Here is an 18,328-nt window from a genome sequence, read left to right as displayed (position 1 = left end):
TTATTTAAAAACCCGTTGAAGAGATTGTGTTAGATATAATTTACAGTTCATCCAAGTATGGCCGCCCGAAACAAAAATAGGTTCCACATTAATTTTCTTTTCTTTAAACATGGCTAAATTGCCTTGAACACTTTCATAGAGAAAATCGTCTTTTCCTATACTGATGGTGAACAGTTTTAATTGCTCATTTATTTTTTTGGTATCGGGGTTCCAATTGGTGAAATTTTGAGTGAACTCTTGGGTAGCTGTGTAAGGCGCAAAAGAGAAAATATATGAGAACTTATCCGTATTTGTTAAACCGATATTCAATGTTTGCCCTCCACCAACAGAAAATCCTGCAATAGCTCTTTTTTCAGTGTCAGTATAAACAGGGTAATTACTTTCAATAAAAGGAATGATATCATTCATCACATCTTTAGTGAAATCTGACAAGGGCGCCGGACGAACATTCCCGTAAGGCATTACAATTAGCATAGGAGTTGCTTTGCCATCGGCAATTAAGTTATCTGCGATTAAATTAGCTTTTCCAACTTTAGTCCAAGTTTCTTCAGTGTCCGAACCACCATGAATTAAATAAAGTACAGGATATTTTTTCGTTTTATCCTGCATATCGAAACCAGGAGGCGTATAAACCAATACTCTCCGTGTAGTTTCTAATGTTTTAGAATCATAGTATCGGTAAGTCACTTTACCATGTGGAACATCTCTAAGGGAGTGTGCCAAAGGTTTATTCCCCGGAATATCTACAATACTTCTTTTAAAACGCTCGTTGGCAAAAACGTAAGTGTTGTTAGGGTCTGCCACTTCTATACCGTCAACTTTATAGCTATACGGATAAATATCTGGAGTGACTTTTTTGATGGTTGTTGTCCATACACCTTGCTCATCTTTTTTCATGGCAATTTGTTCAGCAACAATTTCGGTACTTAACAAAACCTCTTTAGCATTAGGGGCAAAATACCTAAAGGTAACATTGTTGTTTTTATCAACATCAGGAGAACTTAACCTAGGGGCTCTCTGGGCGTTCACCATTTGAAACGAAATCAATAGTATGAAGGCTGTATGTATAATTTTTTTCATGATGATTATTTAAAAAGTAATTGAGCAGATTCGGTTACAAATTTCTTTACGTTCATCCAAGTATGACCGCCAGAAGTGACAAGTCCTTGAAACTTGATATTATGCTCATCCATATACTTCATATAATCCATTACTGGTCTATACATGAAATCTGAATTACCAACACTCACCCAATTCAATTTTAGCATTTTATTGGTTTGTTCTGGGTTGCTACTTACGGAAACAAAATCGGTATGCATATCCTCTGGGGAAGATGAAGCAGCATAGGAGCAAACCCAAGCAAAGGTGTCCATATTGCCATAAGCTATTCTTAGTGTTTGTCCGCCACCTCTTGAAAAACCGGCAATGGCTCTGCTCTCTCTATCTTTAATTGCTCTGTAATTAGATTCAATGTAGGGGATGATATTTTTAATCAAATCGTTCTCTATCTGTTTCATTCTTGCGTTTGAAGCTTCACTATCGCGAGGTGGGTCTTGTGGTTTTACATCGCCGGTTTGTTCAGCAATTCTTGCAGCTACATTTCCATAAGGCATTACAACTATCATAGGTTCGGCAAGACCCTCTGCAATAAGATTATCTAAAATAAAATTGGTTCTGCCAACTTTATAAAAGGTTTCTTCTGTATCGGTAGTACCGCTTATTAAATAAAATACAGGGTAACTTTTATCAGGATAATCATCATACCCAGGTGGCGTGTAAACTACCACGGAACCCGTAGAGCCTTCTAAGGAAGGGTAATATTCGTAAGTTACAGCACCGTGGGGCACATCCCTCAACTCATACATTCGTGGTTCATCGCCTGGCACCAATAGAATACTACCTTTAAAACGTTCATTAGGGAAATAATCAACATTTCCCGGGTCCATTACAGAAGTACCATCTACAATAAAGTTATATGAATATATATCTGGTTGTATTGGACCAACGGTAACACGCCAAATACCTTGATCGCCTTTGGTCATTTCAACAGGTCCGCCATTTAAAAATTGACCGCTTAATATAACTTTTTCAGCATTTGGGGCCAAGTACTCAAAAGTGACGGTTTTGTCATCATGTACCTGTGGCGAATGCACAAATGGACCTCTTGGAGGTTGCGCTTGTATAGTAAATGCCAACGCGAACATAAAGGTGAAGATTAATAATTGTTTGGTTCTCATAGTTACTTATATAGTTAGTTTAATTCATCCAATCATTTCGCTTTAGCCATGCAAACAATGGGTCCATCCATCCTTGATGTCTAAATATAAATCCATGCCCGCCTTTGGGGTAAATATGCATTTCAGCATCTACTTTATGGTGTCTTAAACTTTCAAAATAAGAAATGCTGTTATCTACATCTACCATAGTGTCATCGGCAGTATGTGTTAAATAGGCAGGAGGCGTATTTTCTTTTACTTGTTGTTCGTTTGAAAATAACGTTACATCATCTTCTGAGGGTGTTTTTCCAATAAGCGCATCACGTGAACCGCCATGGGTTAAATCAGAAGTCATGCTGATTACGGGATATACCAAAATTTGAAAATCGGGCCTTAAACTGGTATTATTTGGATTATCAATATAAGATGTTTCAAAATGTGTTGCTGCAGAAGAGGCTAGATGTCCACCAGCAGAAAAGCCCATAATACCAATTCTGGAAGCATCAATGCCCCATTTTTCAGCATTTTCACGCACCAATTTAATCGCTTGTTGGGCATCTTGAAGCGGACCAATTTTTCGGTCTTCCATAATGTCATCATTAGGCAAGCGATATTTCAATACAAATGCGGCAATACCCTGTTCAGCCAAAGATTTGGCATTGCCCACACCTTCACCTTGGTAAATAACAACGCTATAACCACCTCCCGGCACAAGAATGATAGCAGTTCCATTGGCTTTTTCTGGATTTGGTTTAAAATACTCTAATGTTGGATTGGTAACATCTCGATACATGCCTTCTCCAGATTCTTTTATTTCCGATGGTTTTGAATTTGGAATTTCTGAAGAATATAGATTTATTATTTCCTGAGCATTTATAGCGGAAAATGATAACAAGAATAAAACTATATGGTAAAAAATATTTTTTTTCATATTAGCTTTTTAATTTCACCTCTGTTTTTTTGGTTTTTTAACCACAAAAAGTCTTTTGTTTTTCTATTTAGGCGAGGCATCATTTGCAGTAGTAGCATAGAGCCCTAGTAAACATCCGGTAAAACCTCCCGCTACATCAGTAGATAAGATGTCGCCAGATACGGTACCTCCCAAAGTCTTAAAATCTGCTCCGTTCAATGCGAATTGGAACTCATATTTATCGCCATTGGCAACAATTTTCAAATTAATGGAATTGTTCCAGTTAATTTTTTGCGCTGCCAGTATTTCAGATTTCAATTCGGCCTGTATGTTCGGCTTATAGTTTTTTTCAAGAACCACATAGTAGTCCTTGTCTTTTTTGGTTACCCCAAAAACGTAATTTGAATTTTCATTTTGATAAGCTGTAACTCCGGCCAAATCTTTTTCCGATTTTGGTTGATAGTTCAACGTAGTGGAAAATGAAAAGTTTTTATGCTGTTGGCGATGAAATAGCGTTGAGGTAGGTTTTCGTTCTTTGATGTTGGTGCTATAAGGAGTAATTTCCAAACCTTTCTTGGTTTGCTTGATGAAGGCTTCTCGTGTTCCCCGTAAACCGATCCATCTAAAATCTAGCTTATCCGAAGAAAAATCTTCCTCATACGTAAAGTTTCCATTGGGTAAAAAGCCATTTTGACCGGTTTTATTGGTGACCCCTTCCGGCATTTTAAGTTTTGGCTCCATAGGTACCAAACCATTTTCAAATACTGGAAATTCACCTGACCAATCTACAGGAAGAATGAAGGTCTCCCGTCCTGTATTTACACGATTTTCTTCATTGGGTCTAATGGCCAGGAATACGCCGTAATATTCGTCATCCGGACCTTGGACCAAATCGGCGTGCCCGGCCCAGTCTACCTTATTTTCTCTTTCTTTTGGAAAATAGCGTTGGGTCAAAATAGGATTCCTTGGAGCGGGAATGTAAGGTCCTTTTGGGCTATCACTTTTAAAAATCACCTCACTGTGCCAATCTCCGGTTCCTCCTTCGGCACACATTAGATAATAACTTCCGTCTTTTTTATAGATATGTGGAGCTTCTATCCAAATAGGTTTTTCAGTAATATCCACACCACCATCTATGATGATTTTATCCGTACCGGCAATCACTTGATCGTTCTCGATATCATATTCCCATATTTTAATGACCCTATGTCCGTTGTACAATTCTTTGCCTTCATCCGGGGCATCATTGTGAACAATATATCCTTTGCCGTCTTCATCAAAGAAGATAGAGGGGTCAATACCACCAAAATCTAGCTTAATGGGACTGACCCAACCTTTCATAGGATCTTTTGTTTTTACGATGATATTTCCTAGTCCACCGGAAAAAGCCGTAACAATCATATAAAAAGTATCATTATGAGGGTTGTACGTTATGCCAGGAGCATAAACACCCTGACTAATACCAGTATCATGAGGGTTGAATTCAGTAATGTCATCTAAAACACCGCCTAAATCAGTCCAGTTGACTAAGTCTTTTGAGTGGAAAATGGGTACTCCAGGAAACATTGCAAAAGAGGAGCAAACCATATAATAATCATCTCCCTTACGAGTAATGGCAGGGTCAGGATAACAACCTTGCAAAATAGGGTTGAAAAATTCATCGTTCTCCAAAGTATATTCGTTGTAGACCTCATCATTACCTTCATAGATGACTTTAGTAAAAATGGGTTTATTTTTTTTAGGAGGATACGAACTGTATTCTGCGACTGTAAAACTTACCATTGCAAACAGCGATATAACGGCCATTGCTAAAAGTGAATTTTTTTTTCTCATTTTTTATGTATTCAAATAGTTGTATTGATTCTTATTTATCTGTCCAGTAATTATGTGCCCAAGCAATCCATGTACTCCAATTAGGACCTGTGCTATGCCCTCCCGCATGTTGTCTAAAAGCTATTTCACCATCGGTATATGCATTTCCCATAGTAGGATAGGTGTTTGTGGAAAGTCCATTTTTATTCAATAATTTATAAACAGGCCCGGCTTTCACTCCTGCTAGGAACATTCCTTTACCATCCACCCAATTTCCTTCGATATGCGGTGACCCTACACTTATAAAAACAGGTCTAGGTGCACATAATGCGATAAGTTCATGGGCATCAACGGGCAAGTCATTTACCGTGAGCGTGCTAGCGTATTTAATGAAATTACCTGCAAACCAGTGGTACTCTCCACTAGAAGCCAAATTTTCTAACATCTCACCAAAATTCCTTCGTAACAAGGATGCGCCTCCAGCTCCTGAGCTACCAATGAAGCCCAAAGAAAACCTTGGGTCAAAGGCCATGGTAACCAAGGCCGCCTTACCATAGCGAGAAGTTCCTTCAATACCAATTTTTGAGGCATCGATTTTTGGATTAGTTTCATAGTAGTCCATGGCTCTTTCTGCTCCCCAGGCCCAAGCACGGAGCACTCCCCAATCTTCTGGATTTCTATGTTCTCCTTTATTGATCAGACCTATTATCCCTGAGGTTAACCCCGCACCGTTATCCGCTTGAATAGATGAAGGTACCAATATGGCATAACCCCATTTTTGTGAGATCAGTTGTTGTTTCCATAAAGGTTCATAGGAGGACATAAAATAACTGTTGGGCTCTGCAGGCGGAGGACCAAAAGGCGATTTGATAAAGCCAAAACGGGTAACCAAAGGCACCGCTTCTTTTGTGTCTTTCGGGAGGCCTATTACTAACTCTATGTTGACTTCAATATTTGGGAAGTCGGAATTTTCTACCTTGCCCAGTAGTAAGGTTTCCGTAACCGGATACGGACCGGCAGTAGTATCTTTTTCAGACATGATAGTCCAACTTACATGAGGAATATTATCGGGTACACGACCGTACATCACCTTTTCAAATTGTGCTACTATTTCCGGTCTTCTGATATCCCACCAAGTTTGTTCTGTTAAAACTTGAGTACCATTCGAAGTAATTAATGGGTCTGGAAGGGAATAGGAACCAACTTTGTTCTCGTCTGTATTAGCCGCATTAGCATCCGAAGGATTACCGGAAGGTCCAGTACGATTAGGAATGGTGATGCCCAATTGCTCCTTCATTTGGGCAAAATCTAGTTGGGTGTATTTGGCTATACTGTCCCTTGACATTGTATTGTTTTGCGCACTTAATAGGGTAGCGCTCAAAAAAATAAAAAAGTAAAGTAGTTTTTTCATATTTATTGATTTACCCAATTTTTTCCTTCATCGCTCCTTCGCCATTCAAAATAGTTGTTTAACACATTTAAGGAAGCCTCACTAGGCACCGGACCTACATGTGGTTTTTGTTGAAAATACATCACTTCAGGGTTTTTTTCAGTAAATGCAGGCCACTTTGGAAGGTTGTCTCCGTTTGGATTACCGTATTTGGTAAAATTTGTCCAATAGGTACCCATTGCTTCGGAAATAGCACGGTCGGATGCTGACAGATTAGGATTATTTTGTTCTAGATTTTGGAAAACGTAGGCTACTTCCTGACCGTGTGGCGAACCATACCCAAATTGTTCTGAATCTTTGGGATACTCCGGATGCTGATCAAAGTAGTAGTAATACACTTCTGAATTTCCTTTCTGAGATTGTAATCTGGCCCAACTCCAGGTATGCCAGCCAAAAGCGGCATCACGGGCCAAATCCCTAGCAGTTTTGGGAATGGAATTTTCACCAACGGGATATGCCTCCAATAAGTCTCTAGAAAACTGGCCGTATCTGTTTTCAACGTTTGCTATAAATTCTTCTGGAGTTTTTTCACGTGAGAAACTAGCGCCTTCATCGGAATTATAACCGATGAGCACTGGTACATCATTAAATTTTCCTTGCCCATATAATTTATACTGATCCTCGGGAATCACATGACCGTCGATAATGGGCCATGCGCCCCCCATGCCCATGCCCATAGGTAGTTCGTCTATCGGAGTGTTTCTCAGATCTTGTATCGAATTTGCATCTACCTTTTCGGCATAGTCCAAGCCTTCTTGTACTGCAGTGGCTAAGGTTTTCATATTTTCTCCAGGGAATGTTACGGGTCTGGATGGACCGAAAGAGCCGCCACTTTGGGAAATGGCACCCTGAAACAATCCTTTAGCCATAGGGGAGGCACATAACATACTCACCGAAATACCTCCGGCAGATTCTCCAAAAATGGTAACCTGATTGGGGTCGCCTCCGAAGGCGGCAATGTTGTCCTTGACCCATTGTAAACCAGCAATTTGGTCTAGAATACCGTAGTTGCCAGAAACTTTATCTGTATTTTCAGCACTTAATTCAGGATGTGCCAAAAAGCCTATTTGACCTACGCGATAGGCAATACTGACCAAGACTACTCCTTTTTTGGCAAGAGCCGCCCCATCGTAAACAGGTTCGGATGTAGCACCAAAGCTAAAACCACCACCATAAATCCATACGAGTACGGGAAATTTTTCTTCGGGTGAGGTTGAAGGGGTCCAAACATTCAGGTACAGACAGTCTTCGCTCTTTCCATTTTGGTCGTTCCCTTGAATAGGAGCAGGGCTGAATTCGGTTGTTTGCTTAACGCCTTCCCACGGTTTTACGGGTTGAGGGGCTTTCCACCGTAAATCGCCTACTGGAGGTGCGGCAAAAGGAATTCCCTTAAATATGGTGAGACGATCTTTGACGATACCTTGAACGATACCATCTGCGATTTTAACTTGGCCTGGGATTACTTCTTGTTCCTTTTTACAGGATACCATAGAAATTACGATTATTATAAAAAGAGCTAGCGTACTATTTTTCATAACTGATGATATTGTTTAGTTGTTTAAGCCTTTCCAAAGGTTAGGTAAAAACCTATAGTACAATAGATGGCGCCAAGTAGACCAATCATGACCTCCATTTCCGCCCACATAGTATTCATGTTCTATATCGTGATTTTTTAAACCATCGACCAAACCTTGAACCCTTGCGTTGAAAAAACCTTCTGCTTCCTTGGTTCCTTGACCTACAAAAAGATAATCGACCTTTTCGTTAATCTTTGGGTCGTTCAAGAAATGAGTAAGGGTTTCTTCAGGTTTTGTGTCACCGGCGCTTAGAATTCCAAAATTAGCAAAAAGGTCAAGTGACCTAAAACCAATGAACATACTATGACGCCCTCCCATAGACAATCCAGAAATGGCTCTCCATTTAGGGGATTTAATGGTGCTGTAATGCTCATCCACTACTGGAATGACATGGTTTCTTAGCTCTTTTTCAAAAATACCAAAGGTCAATTGTGTATGTTCAGGATGATTTCTATGGATGACCTGATTGTTGGGAATGGCAATAATCATAGGCTTTGCCTTGCCTTCTGCCAAAAGATTATCCATTATAAAGTTTGCTCTTCCGTCAAAAATCCAGTTTGATGGTAGTTCGCCACTACCCCCAACTAAGTAAAGTACCGGATATTTTGTTGTAGGGTCATAACCGGGAGGAGTATAAACATACAGTTCCCGTTCGCCATTGGTAACATCCGAATGATAAATATGTCGGGTGACATTCCCATGGGGTACATTTTTAGCATCATAATATGCTGGACCGTCTCCATGTACGATTAATTGGCTATAGGGTGGCATCGCCGTAAAAGCGGCCTGTGTGTTGTTCGGATCGGCTATTTGAACGTTGTCTACCCTTAAATGATATGCGTACATATCAGGTGGAAGTGGCCCAATGGTCAATGTCCAAAGTCCTTCGTCCCCTTTGATAAAAGGGATCGGCTCTCTTCCTTTACCCAGGGCAGCGTTAATTGCCCCTGGATTTAATTCCACTTTTTGAGCTTCCGGAGCAATAATTCGGAAAGTAACGGTCTGGTCATCATGCACCTCAGGGGAATTTACTCTTGCACTAAAAGGTATTAACCCTTCCGTGTTCTTTTGAGGTTTATAGTCAAGATTGACATTCGCTTGCTGACCAAAGCCAAGAGCTGAGGTTAACAGCAGAGTCGAGGTGAAAATTTGTAAATAAAAATTCTTAATAATCATAGTAGTGTTTTAGAGTTTCATCGTTTGCTTCAATTTTTAAAAATGAGCTGGGCAAATTCATATAGACTTCTACGCCATGTCAACCACTCGTGGGCCGTCTTGGGTGATTCATAAAATATATATGCAATACCTTGTTGGTCAAGCATGTTTTTGAAGGCGCCAATAGACCCTGGAAAGGGATTAGGTTCTTTGGTGCCCATACTCAAAAAGAAAACATCCATTTTTTCATCAAGCGACGCACCCTCATCAAACACCCCATTCAAGAAAGTGGCGGTGTCTATAGCATCACTACTGGGGTAGTTGGAAGTACCACTGAAACCTCCGTAAGAAGCGAAGGAATCTAGGTTGTTCATGCAAATACGCATAGTTTGGTTAGCTCCCATGGAAAGTCCGGCGATAGCCCTTTGCGTACGGTCCGGTTTGGTCCTGAATTCAACATCGATCATGGGAATGATTTCGGTCATCATCACTTCCTCAAAAGCAGAGGCAGGTCTGCCACTGGACTGATTTTTTTCCAGTTTTTCCGGTCTATAGGCATAACCGTTATCCATTACGATAATCATCGGTTCCGCTTTTTTATCGGCCAAAAGATTATCCAAAATCAGATTGGTATGCCCTTGGGAGGCCCATCCCGTTTCATCCTCAAAACTGCCATGTTGCAAATAGAGCACAGGATAACGTTTGTTTGTTTCTTTATGGTAGTTGGGCGGGGTATAGACAAAACAACGCCTCCAAGCCTTGGTAATCTCCGAGAAATAGATTTTCTCTGAAACCAAACCATGCGGTACGTCTTTAAGGGCATAAATTTCTTTATCGCTGGCCGGTATTTCAATGCCGCTTCCCCATCTACCAGCGCCATAATAATACTTGGTGCCTGGGTCTGGAACAGATGCACCGTCAATGTTTAATTGGTAATAATGAAAGCCTTCATCTTGTGGAGCAGATTCCCCCGTCCACATTCCATTTGCATCCTTGATCATTTCATATTTAACCCCTCCAATATCCAAACGAACATCTGTGGCATTGGGAGCCAAAATCTGAACCCTTACTTTTCCTTCCGAATTGACCTTCGGAAATTCTTTTTCTGGTTGATTGGTTACCGAAGGTTGGTACCCACCAATACTTACGGATTGGGCAAAACTGTATCCATATCCAAATAATGTGATGAACGCCAGCGTAAAAATGCTTTTTTTCATGTTTTCTTGGAATTGAGCATTTTACTTTGTAAACAACTTAGGAACCATTTCTTTCAAACTGCGTCGCCAGGTTTGAAATTCATGGGCTGTGCCTTCAGAAATATAGGAAGCTACTGGATAACCAGCCTCTTTTAATTTTTCAGTAGCCGCTTTAATCGCCTTTGGGCGTTCCTTACTACCGCAGCTTAGAAATATAAGTTTAACATCTTCTTTGTCCACATCTTCAGGGGCGTAGGTACCGCCACTCAACAAACCGTAATAGGAGAATACATCTGGTTTGTTCAAGGTAATCATCTTGGTTTCCATACCGCCCATGGAAAGACCGGCCAAGGCACGATGATCTTCATCGGCTATGGTTCTGAAATTTTCGTCCACATAAGGAATCAGTTCGTCTACCAATACGGTTTGAAAAGGGGTAATGTCAAAACTCCGAAGACCACCGAACTTAATTTCATTGGTCATACCATAAGTCATTACAATCAAAAAGGGCTCGATTTTACCCTCGGCAATAAGATTGTCCATAATCAAATTGGCGTGACCTTGGTTGCTCCATGCGGTCTCGTTTTCGCCCCAACCATGTTGGAGGTACAGTACCGGATATTTTTTGTTTGGATTTTTGGCATATCCGGGTGGAGTATACACAAATGCCCTTCTTGAGGTGTTCGTACTAGGTGAAGGAAACAGGATTTGTTCCACCTTACCGTGAGAAACATCCTTCAACGCATAGAAATCTTGGTCATAGGCAGGAATTTCTATGCCGCTTTCCCAGCGTACGGAACCGTAATAGTTCTTGGCTCCTGGGTCGTTAAAAGTACCGCCATCCACATTCACGTGGTAGTAATGAAAGCCTTCGTCCATAGGCCCTTCCGTAGTGCCGGTCCAAAAGCCGTCTTCGCCTTTTTCCAACAAAGTGCCACCTCGTCCACCCAGACCTAAACTGACCCGAACACTGTCCGCAGCAGGTGCCTCAATTCTAAATCGGGCATAGCCCTGGGAATTCACTTGGGGATATTCCTTGCCTGGTTGGTTTTTCGTAGAAGGTTTAAAATCCTCTTTTATTGTCTGTCCCAAGGCAATGGAGGTACCTAGGCATAAAAATGATAATAGTGCAATTTTATAGTGTGTCATGTTGATTCAAGTTTTAATTTTTAAACAATAGTGGTGCAAATTCATGTAAGCTTCTTCTCCAACTTTGCCATTCATGGGCGGTATTGGGAGAAACATAGAAATGGGTGTCCATACCTGTATTGGCTAAAGCTTGTGTATTTGCTTTGGGATCTCCACCGAAACCAGACCTTCTGTTCTCCAATTCAGAACTACCATAACTAATAAACAAGGTTTTAACCTCATCTTTAAAGGCAGGAGACTCTTCCACATCTTCCGGACTAATGCTGCCACCGCTGAACATACCCACGTACGAGAAGACTTCTGGATGTGCCAAAGTGACTATGCGCGTTTGCATCCCTCCCATAGAAAGACCTGCCATGGCTCTATGATCGGCATCTGGTATGGTTCTAAACTTTGAATCTACCATGGGAATAATATCCTTTAGCAAGGTGTTCATAAAATCATCTGCCCAGCCTTGGGGTGGCCAAGTTCCTTGAGACCTATCTGCCGTAGATGCTTTTCTTGGCCTATGCCATGAGCCATTGTCCATGACAATGATGAAAGGTTCTGACTTACCTTCTGCAATTAGGTTATCCATGATGAGGTTGGCATGACCTTGACTAGACCATCCGGTTTCATTTTCGCCACCACCGTGCTGTAGATAAAGTACAGGATATCTTTTTTCAAGGTTCTCCTGATATCCCGGTGGGGTATAGATAAAACAGCGACGTATGGCATCATTGGTCTTGGAGTAGTAAATATTTTCCCTGACCTCACCATGAGGTACATTTTTTAGGGCGTAAAATTCATCATCCTTTGCAGGTATTTCAATACCGGAACCCCAACGGCTTGCACCATAAAAATAAAGACTCCCGGGGTCTGGTACGGAAGCTCCATCAATATTCAATTGGTAATAATGAAATCCTACATCCTGTGGGGACGATTCACCCGTCCAAACACCATTTTCATCTTTTACCAAATCGTATTTTACAGCCCCAATATCCAATTGGACCTTATTGGCCTCTGGAGCGGAAATCTGTACACGGACCCTCCCTTCAGAATTTACTTGGGGATATTCTTTTCCAGATTGGTTGACCGAAGAAGGTTTAAAATCTTCAATGACTTTGTTGGACTGCTGGCCAAATCCTAAAGGAATATTGCCTGCAAAAGCAACTGCGAGTACTAGTAGCTTTATTTGTTGTTTCATAAGTGTTGTTGTTGTTAATAAGGTTGCTAATTCATTTCTGTCAATTCATTTTTTATTCGGAAATAATCGAAATCTACAAAACCTCCTGCCTCTTTGGTAGCATAGTTGAAGAGTCCGTAGCGGTATCCCATAAAATGGGGTAGGGTATAGGACATTTTTAATTCCGACCCTATTTTTTTCCAATTTTTGTTATCTAAACTATAATAAAACCAAGCCACGTCCTTTTTGTTGGTAAAATCACAGCTTGCTTTTAAATAGATTGTTTTTTGATGTAGTGTTACCTCCTCTATCTTTTTTTCACCTTCATCGTTACCCAAAACCATGGCAATTTTATTGTTTCCATTTTCATGGGTTACACCGACCCAGCCGTAGTTTTTTTGGAGAAGTGCCAATCCGGCATTATCACCCTCCTTCATATTGGAAACGTCTATGGAAGTTACGCCCGTACAAATGGGCCCAATCGTTCTTTGTGTGAGTGTATTTCTGGTAGCCACCAAGGTTTGGTCCGTTCGCCCGGCGGTCAATCGTAAAAAACCTTTACGGTCTGAAAGTGACCATAAACATTCCACAGGATTGTGGTTCCATTGCCAAACCAATGGAAGTTTAGAATCATTTTTTTTACGTTCAAATTCATCGGATGCTACGATATTAGGAATCAATCCTACACTTGGTGGTAAGTTCAAGGTGTCAGGTACTTTCCCATCTACGCCTAATATGGGCCAACCATCTTTCCACTTGACGGGAACGATGTATGGAATACGTCCCACAGAGCCATAATCCCTAAATAGATAGGAAAACCATTCACCATCGGGGGTATCTATGAGACCGCCTTGGGCTACTCCTTTGTCCTGAAGGGCAAGTTTGCCTTCCCAAGGGCCATGAATGTTATCCGCTCGGTGAATTAATACGGTACGCATGCCACCTCTAGGCCAGGTAATGTTGAAGAGATAGTATTTTCCGTTGATTTTAAAGAGTTGTGAACCCTCTGCGCCCAACATAATATTGTCACCGGCCGGTGCACTGGCATTTTCAATCAATACGCGCTCCGTTCCTTTTTTTACACCGGACAAGTCGTTTTCAAGTTCGGCAATCATCAATTTTCCGGCACCCCAAATCATGTAGACCTTGCCATCATCATCAAAATGTACCGTGAGGTCATGATAAGAAGGTTCAAAAGTGGTTTCTTTCCATGGACCGTTTTCTATATCCTTGGTAGAATAGACATAAGTTTTTCCGGTAGTGGCAGCAAACGTGAACACATAAAATGTTCCATTATGGTAACGTATACAGCTTGCCCACGAACCTCTTCCATAGGCACTTTCATCATTCTCCAAATTTATGGCATCCACTTCACCGAGTCGGTCATAAGCGTAGTTCACCACTTCCCAATTGATTAAGTCTTTAGATTTCATGATAGGAACCCCTGGACTCAAATGCATGGTGGTACTGCTCATATAATACGTGTCTCTTACACGCACCATAGATGCATCCGGAACATCGGTAAATAAAATAGGATTTTGAGCTTTTTTCTTTTGGGCATGAATGGAAAACTGAAGCATCAGTAAAACGAGTAAAGCAGTATGTGCGTAGAACCGGTTCATGCTTACTTCTTCATTAAAAAGATGTATATCCTTCCTTTTACAGTTTCCAAATCGTATAGAAACGTGTTTTTCAATTCAAGATTTTCCAAGGTGGACTCCTTGGAAATTATGGCTGTAGCCGTTTCAGGTACATAAAAAAGTGGGTTTGGATTTTCGCCTTCCGCTTTTTTTAAGGTACCTGTTCCGACTAATTCTATGGTATTTGGCACTCGAAGCCGAAGGTTTCCTCCCAAATTTGATTTGATTGTAGCGACTACTAATTTTTTATCCTTCCATTCCATGGAAACCAATTCAAAATCGCCTCTTGCTTTTAAACCGCTTACATAGCCCGTCTTTAAGGCGTCCGGAATGGCAGGGAGTAAATGAACCGACCCATCGGAACTTTGTAACAACATTTCGGCAATGCCGGAAGTGCACCCAAAATTACCATCGATTTGAAAAGGTGGATGTGCGTCAAAAAGGTTGTTGTAGGTACCGCCTCCACCTTTATTTATGCCAACCGGGGTCAATTGGTCTTTTATCAATTTATAGGCATGGTTGCCGTCTTGCATTTTAGCCCACCAGTTTATTTTCCATCCCATGCTCCATCCTGTGGATACATCACCACGTTGAAGTAACGTATTTTTGGAAGCTGCAAAAAGTTTTGGGGTTCTATAAGGTGAAATCTGATTGGACGGAAAAAGTCCATACAAATGCGATATATGCCGATGATGATCTTCGGGCGAATCTACATCATCCAACCATTCCTGTAATTGGTTGTGCTTGCCCACTTGCATGGGGGGTAATTTTTTTCGCAATGTATTTAGGGAATCGGTAAAGGCATTATCTATTTCTAAAATCTGAGATGCCTGTATTACAGTGCTAAAAACATCGAAAACCAATTGGTTGTCCATGGTGGATCCGGCCGTAATGGAAGATCCTTGATGTTCTTTTGGGGCGTTTTCGGGAGAATTCCCTGGTGCAATGACCGAATAGGGATAGTTAGGATGTTCTACCAAAAAATCAGCGTAGAACTCGGCAGCACCTTTTAAAATAGGATAGATGGATTGTAAAAATGAGGTGTCACCCGTATATAAATAATGTTCCCAAAGATGTTGGCTGGTCCATGCACCACCTCCGTTCCAGATGCCCCAAAATGCACCGTCAATGGCTCCGGTTGTTCGCCATATATCGGTATTGTGATGAGCCATCCAACCTTTTGCACCGTACATAACTTTTGCGGTTTCTTTTCCTGTTTTCGAAAGTTCTTTCACCATTTTAAGAAACGGTTCGTGCAATTCCGAGAGGTTGGTACGTTCCGCAGGCCAATAATTCATTTCCGCATTAATATTGATCGTATATTTACTATCCCACGCTGGTTTCATACTTCGGTTCCATATTCCCTGCAAGTTTGCCGGTTGTCCGCCAGGTTGTGATGAGGATATCAATAGATATCTTCCAAATTGAAAATATAGGGCCACAAACGAGGGGTCTTCGGTATTTCTAAAATTCGATAAACGCACATCCGTTGGGAGTTTTGAATCTTCCGAATATCCAAAATCCAAAACAACCCTCTCAAAAAGCTTTTGATATTTTTTTATGTGCTCTGCCTTTAATTGGTCATAATCCTTTTCAAAAGCATTATCCAAATAAACTTTTGCCCGTTCCATTTCATCACCACCCAAATCAAGGTATGATTTGAAGTTCGTAGCAATGGAAACCATGATAATAACATCGTCTGCATTTTTAACTTCAATGGAAGAATTGGCCTGTATGGCCGTACCTTTATTGATTTTTATTTTGGCCAGCGCATTAAACTCTACTTTACCTTCCACCCCTTCATGACTACTCGTCTTACCCCAAAGTGAAAGTTGACTGTTTTCTTGGATTTCTATTTTTGGGTCTAAGTGCGGTGAACTGAAATTTGCGGTAAATGAAATTTTACCCGGTTGATCAGCAGAAATTTTTATGACCAAGACCCGGTCGGCCAAAGAAACGAACGCTTCCCGCGTGTAGTTAACCCCATCTAGTGCATAGGAGGTTTTGCTAATGGCATTGCTGATATCCAATTCCCGATAATAATCTTCGTATTCGTTGTGGTTTGAAAACGACAGCTCCAGGTTACCCACGGGTTGAAACATTTGGCCATGCGATTTTTTGGTAATGATTTTCTCATTGGCTAGTTGTTCTGCAGTCTTATATTTTCCATCAAAAATCAACTGTCTCACTTCTGGTAAAGCTTTTAATGCATCCTGATTATCATTACGGTTAGGACTGCCGCTCCAAACCGTATGCTCGTTAAGTTGAAAAACCTCATTGGTTACATTGCCATAAACCATGGCTCCGATGCGACCGTTTCCTATGGGCAGTGCATTTTCCCAGATGTCACCAGAAGGCTCATCATACCAAAGCTTTAAATTATTGGAGTTTTGACTATAGATTATAGTTGTTAACAAAAATAGGGTTAGAAAAAATGACTTTTTCATCTATTAACAATGATAATTAAAATTTAAGTGTTGAATATACACACAATCCTATATTTAATTTATATTTTAGGATACTTTTTTGATTTTTTTTGAAAAAAGTTCCTTTTTGGTGTTTAAATTATCAGCACCAAGCACAAATTTTTAAATATTTGTCAAGGATTTATATTGCTAGGTTAGTATGTATAGATTTTAAAAGCTTGATGAGGGGGAGATTACCTGCAATAATTCAATAATTATATAATAATCTTATTACAAAACAACGGTTGATGAAATATATAATATGTGAGAAACCACATCACTTTAAATTATTGGAAAAAGAAGTACCGTTAAAAAAAGAGGGGGAAGCATTACTTAAGGTGCACCGGGTTGGTATTTGTGGAACGGATTTACATGCGTATGTAGGTAATCAAGCTTTTTTTAAGTATCCAAGAATATTGGGGCACGAGCTTGCCGCTGAGATTATAGAAATCGATGAAAATAAGGAAAAGCTAAAAGTAGGAGACCAAGTAATCGTCATGCCTTATGTGAGTTGCGGTACATGTATTGCGTGTAAAAATGGTAAGACAAACTGTTGTGCAAATATAAATGTGCTAGGAGTTCATGCTGACGGTGGAATGCAAGAAATTATCAGTGTTAAGGCAGATTTGTTAATTCCAGTAAACCACCTTTCTTTTAATGAAATGGCAATTATTGAGCCGTTGGCTATTGGTGCCCATGCGATAAGAAGATCCAACGTTAAAATAGGTGATACTATAGTTGTAATTGGATGTGGTCCCATTGGCATTGGTTTAATTAAACTGGCACAAATAGTAGGGGCAAACGTTATTGCATTGGATGTAAACGATGAACGGTTGAATTTTGTTAAAAAAGAAGTAGGTGTCGCCCACGCTATAAATGTGATGGGTAAACCAAAGGAAATAATAGCGAAAATCACTGGAGGAGATATGGCTACAGCAGTTTTTGATGCCACAGGAAACCGCAAGGCATTAGAGTCGGGAATCGATTATATGTCAAATGGTGGAAAATATATTTTGGTAGGTTTATCTAAAGGTGAATTAACCTATAGCCATCCACAGATTCATGCCAAGGAGACAACCCTTATGTGTAGTAGAAATGCTACGCAGGAAGATTTTCAATTCGTCATCAAACATATAAAAGAATTTCCAACAAAATCATTTATTACGCACCAAGTACATTTTTCTGAAATGATAAAAAATTTTGATTCATGGTTACTTCCAGAAACTGGAGTCGTAAAGGCCATTGTAAATTTTGATTAAAGTAATTAGTAATGATTATAGGTTCACATCAGCGTTTTTGGCAGTGTGATAAGGAAAAATATGCTTGGATAGACTATGAAATGTTGGAAATTAGAAAGGACTTTTTACCTGACTACCGCACACCAATAAGTAATAAATTTGGGATTAATGAATGTGTAGTCGAACAAGCGGACCAGAATAAAAAGGAAAATGATTTTTATTAGAAAAGGCTAAGAATCATGACTTTAAAAAAAAATATTGATTGGGTAGATTTGCGAAGTAATCGATTAAAGAAATCTACATCAGCTCCATTATAAAAAGCATTTTCTTGGGTAGGTCTGCATATAAAATTATT

14 protein-coding genes are annotated in these 18,328 nt (G+C 40.3%); 2 read left to right on the top strand and 12 right to left on the bottom strand.

The window, feature by feature from the left end; translation table 11 throughout:
• The 12 genes from Q2T41_RS03170 to Q2T41_RS03115 form a co-directional block, all read right to left on the bottom strand.
• Nucleotides 1-1,080: an esterase gene (locus Q2T41_RS03170; protein ID WP_304434919.1), complete on the bottom strand. Its 1,080-nt coding sequence runs from the start codon at nucleotides 1,078-1,080 to the stop codon at nucleotides 1-3.
• 5 nt (nucleotides 1,081-1,085) lie between these two features.
• Entirely contained in the window at nucleotides 1,086-2,237 is a 1,152-nt protein-coding gene (locus Q2T41_RS03165) for an alpha/beta hydrolase-fold protein (RefSeq protein WP_304434918.1), read from the bottom strand.
• A gap of 19 nt (nucleotides 2,238-2,256) precedes the next feature.
• On the bottom strand, nucleotides 2,257-3,147 hold the full coding sequence (locus tag Q2T41_RS03160; RefSeq protein WP_304434917.1) for an alpha/beta hydrolase: 891 nt from the start codon (nucleotides 3,145-3,147) through the stop codon (nucleotides 2,257-2,259).
• Between the two features lie 63 nt (nucleotides 3,148-3,210).
• Nucleotides 3,211-4,959, bottom strand: coding sequence for a glycoside hydrolase family 43 protein (locus Q2T41_RS03155; protein WP_304434916.1), 1,749 nt, complete (start codon nucleotides 4,957-4,959; stop codon nucleotides 3,211-3,213).
• A 31-nt stretch (nucleotides 4,960-4,990) separates the two neighbouring features.
• Nucleotides 4,991-6,349: a glucuronyl esterase domain-containing protein gene (locus Q2T41_RS03150; RefSeq protein WP_304434915.1), complete on the bottom strand. Its 1,359-nt coding sequence runs from the start codon at nucleotides 6,347-6,349 to the stop codon at nucleotides 4,991-4,993.
• A gap of 2 nt (nucleotides 6,350-6,351) precedes the next feature.
• The gene (locus Q2T41_RS03145; protein WP_304434914.1) at nucleotides 6,352-7,923 is read right to left on the bottom strand and encodes a carboxylesterase/lipase family protein; all 1,572 of its coding nucleotides are present in this window, start codon (nucleotides 7,921-7,923) and stop codon (nucleotides 6,352-6,354) included.
• A gap of 15 nt (nucleotides 7,924-7,938) precedes the next feature.
• Complete coding sequence (locus tag Q2T41_RS03140; protein WP_304434913.1) at nucleotides 7,939-9,141, bottom strand: esterase; 1,203 nt, start codon at nucleotides 9,139-9,141, stop codon at nucleotides 7,939-7,941.
• Between the two features lie 29 nt (nucleotides 9,142-9,170).
• Complete coding sequence (locus tag Q2T41_RS03135) at nucleotides 9,171-10,337, bottom strand: alpha/beta hydrolase-fold protein (protein ID WP_304434912.1); 1,167 nt, start codon at nucleotides 10,335-10,337, stop codon at nucleotides 9,171-9,173.
• A gap of 21 nt (nucleotides 10,338-10,358) precedes the next feature.
• A complete protein-coding gene (locus Q2T41_RS03130; RefSeq protein WP_304434911.1) occupies nucleotides 10,359-11,465 on the bottom strand; it encodes an alpha/beta hydrolase-fold protein in 1,107 nt (368 codons plus the stop codon).
• A gap of 13 nt (nucleotides 11,466-11,478) precedes the next feature.
• Nucleotides 11,479-12,651 (bottom strand): alpha/beta hydrolase, encoded by a 1,173-nt coding sequence (locus Q2T41_RS03125; protein WP_304434910.1) that lies wholly within the window; start codon nucleotides 12,649-12,651, stop codon nucleotides 11,479-11,481.
• A gap of 26 nt (nucleotides 12,652-12,677) precedes the next feature.
• Complete coding sequence (locus tag Q2T41_RS03120) at nucleotides 12,678-14,252, bottom strand: glycoside hydrolase family 43 protein (protein WP_304434909.1); 1,575 nt, start codon at nucleotides 14,250-14,252, stop codon at nucleotides 12,678-12,680.
• 2 nt (nucleotides 14,253-14,254) lie between these two features.
• Nucleotides 14,255-16,687, bottom strand: a complete 2,433-nt coding sequence (locus Q2T41_RS03115; protein ID WP_304434908.1) for a glycoside hydrolase family 95 protein — start codon at nucleotides 16,685-16,687, stop codon at nucleotides 14,255-14,257.
• A gap of 296 nt (nucleotides 16,688-16,983) precedes the next feature.
• Here Q2T41_RS03115 and Q2T41_RS03110 point away from each other — a divergent pair, with 296 nt between their 5' ends.
• Both Q2T41_RS03110 and Q2T41_RS03105 read left to right on the top strand, forming a co-directional pair.
• Nucleotides 16,984-17,994, top strand: a complete 1,011-nt coding sequence (locus Q2T41_RS03110; protein WP_304434907.1) for a zinc-binding alcohol dehydrogenase family protein — start codon at nucleotides 16,984-16,986, stop codon at nucleotides 17,992-17,994.
• Nucleotides 17,995-18,005: 11 nt separating this feature from the next.
• Nucleotides 18,006-18,197, top strand: a complete 192-nt coding sequence (locus Q2T41_RS03105) for a hypothetical protein (protein WP_304434906.1) — start codon at nucleotides 18,006-18,008, stop codon at nucleotides 18,195-18,197.
• The last annotated feature ends 131 nt before the right edge of the window (nucleotides 18,198-18,328 follow it).

The organism is Maribacter confluentis (assembly GCF_030505015.1).
Lineage (GTDB): Bacteria > Bacteroidota > Bacteroidia > Flavobacteriales > Flavobacteriaceae > Maribacter > Maribacter sedimenticola.
This window is presented reverse-complemented; position numbering and strand designations above follow the sequence as displayed.

Excerpts from the sequence above, each read along its gene's own strand:
- Q2T41_RS03150 (WP_304434915.1), bottom strand. The coding sequence starts at position 6,349 with ATGAAAAAACTACTTTACTTTTTTATTTTTTTGAGCGCTACCCTATTA.
- Q2T41_RS03140 (WP_304434913.1), bottom strand. The coding sequence starts at position 9,141 with ATGATTATTAAGAATTTTTATTTACAAATTTTCACCTCGACTCTGCTG.
- Q2T41_RS03145 (WP_304434914.1), bottom strand. The coding sequence starts at position 7,923 with ATGAAAAATAGTACGCTAGCTCTTTTTATAATAATCGTAATTTCTATG.
- Q2T41_RS03160 (WP_304434917.1), bottom strand. The coding sequence starts at position 3,147 with ATGAAAAAAAATATTTTTTACCATATAGTTTTATTCTTGTTATCATTT.
- Q2T41_RS03105 (WP_304434906.1), top strand. The coding sequence starts at position 18,006 with ATGATTATAGGTTCACATCAGCGTTTTTGGCAGTGTGATAAGGAAAAA.
- Q2T41_RS03130 (WP_304434911.1), bottom strand. The coding sequence starts at position 11,465 with ATGACACACTATAAAATTGCACTATTATCATTTTTATGCCTAGGTACC.
- Q2T41_RS03165 (WP_304434918.1), bottom strand. The coding sequence starts at position 2,237 with ATGAGAACCAAACAATTATTAATCTTCACCTTTATGTTCGCGTTGGCA.
- Q2T41_RS03170 (WP_304434919.1), bottom strand. The coding sequence starts at position 1,080 with ATGAAAAAAATTATACATACAGCCTTCATACTATTGATTTCGTTTCAA.
- Q2T41_RS03120 (WP_304434909.1), bottom strand. The coding sequence starts at position 14,252 with ATGAACCGGTTCTACGCACATACTGCTTTACTCGTTTTACTGATGCTT.
- Q2T41_RS03125 (WP_304434910.1), bottom strand. The coding sequence starts at position 12,651 with ATGAAACAACAAATAAAGCTACTAGTACTCGCAGTTGCTTTTGCAGGC.
- Q2T41_RS03110 (WP_304434907.1), top strand. The coding sequence starts at position 16,984 with ATGAAATATATAATATGTGAGAAACCACATCACTTTAAATTATTGGAA.
- Q2T41_RS03155 (WP_304434916.1), bottom strand. The coding sequence starts at position 4,959 with ATGAGAAAAAAAAATTCACTTTTAGCAATGGCCGTTATATCGCTGTTT.
- Q2T41_RS03135 (WP_304434912.1), bottom strand. The coding sequence starts at position 10,337 with ATGAAAAAAAGCATTTTTACGCTGGCGTTCATCACATTATTTGGATAT.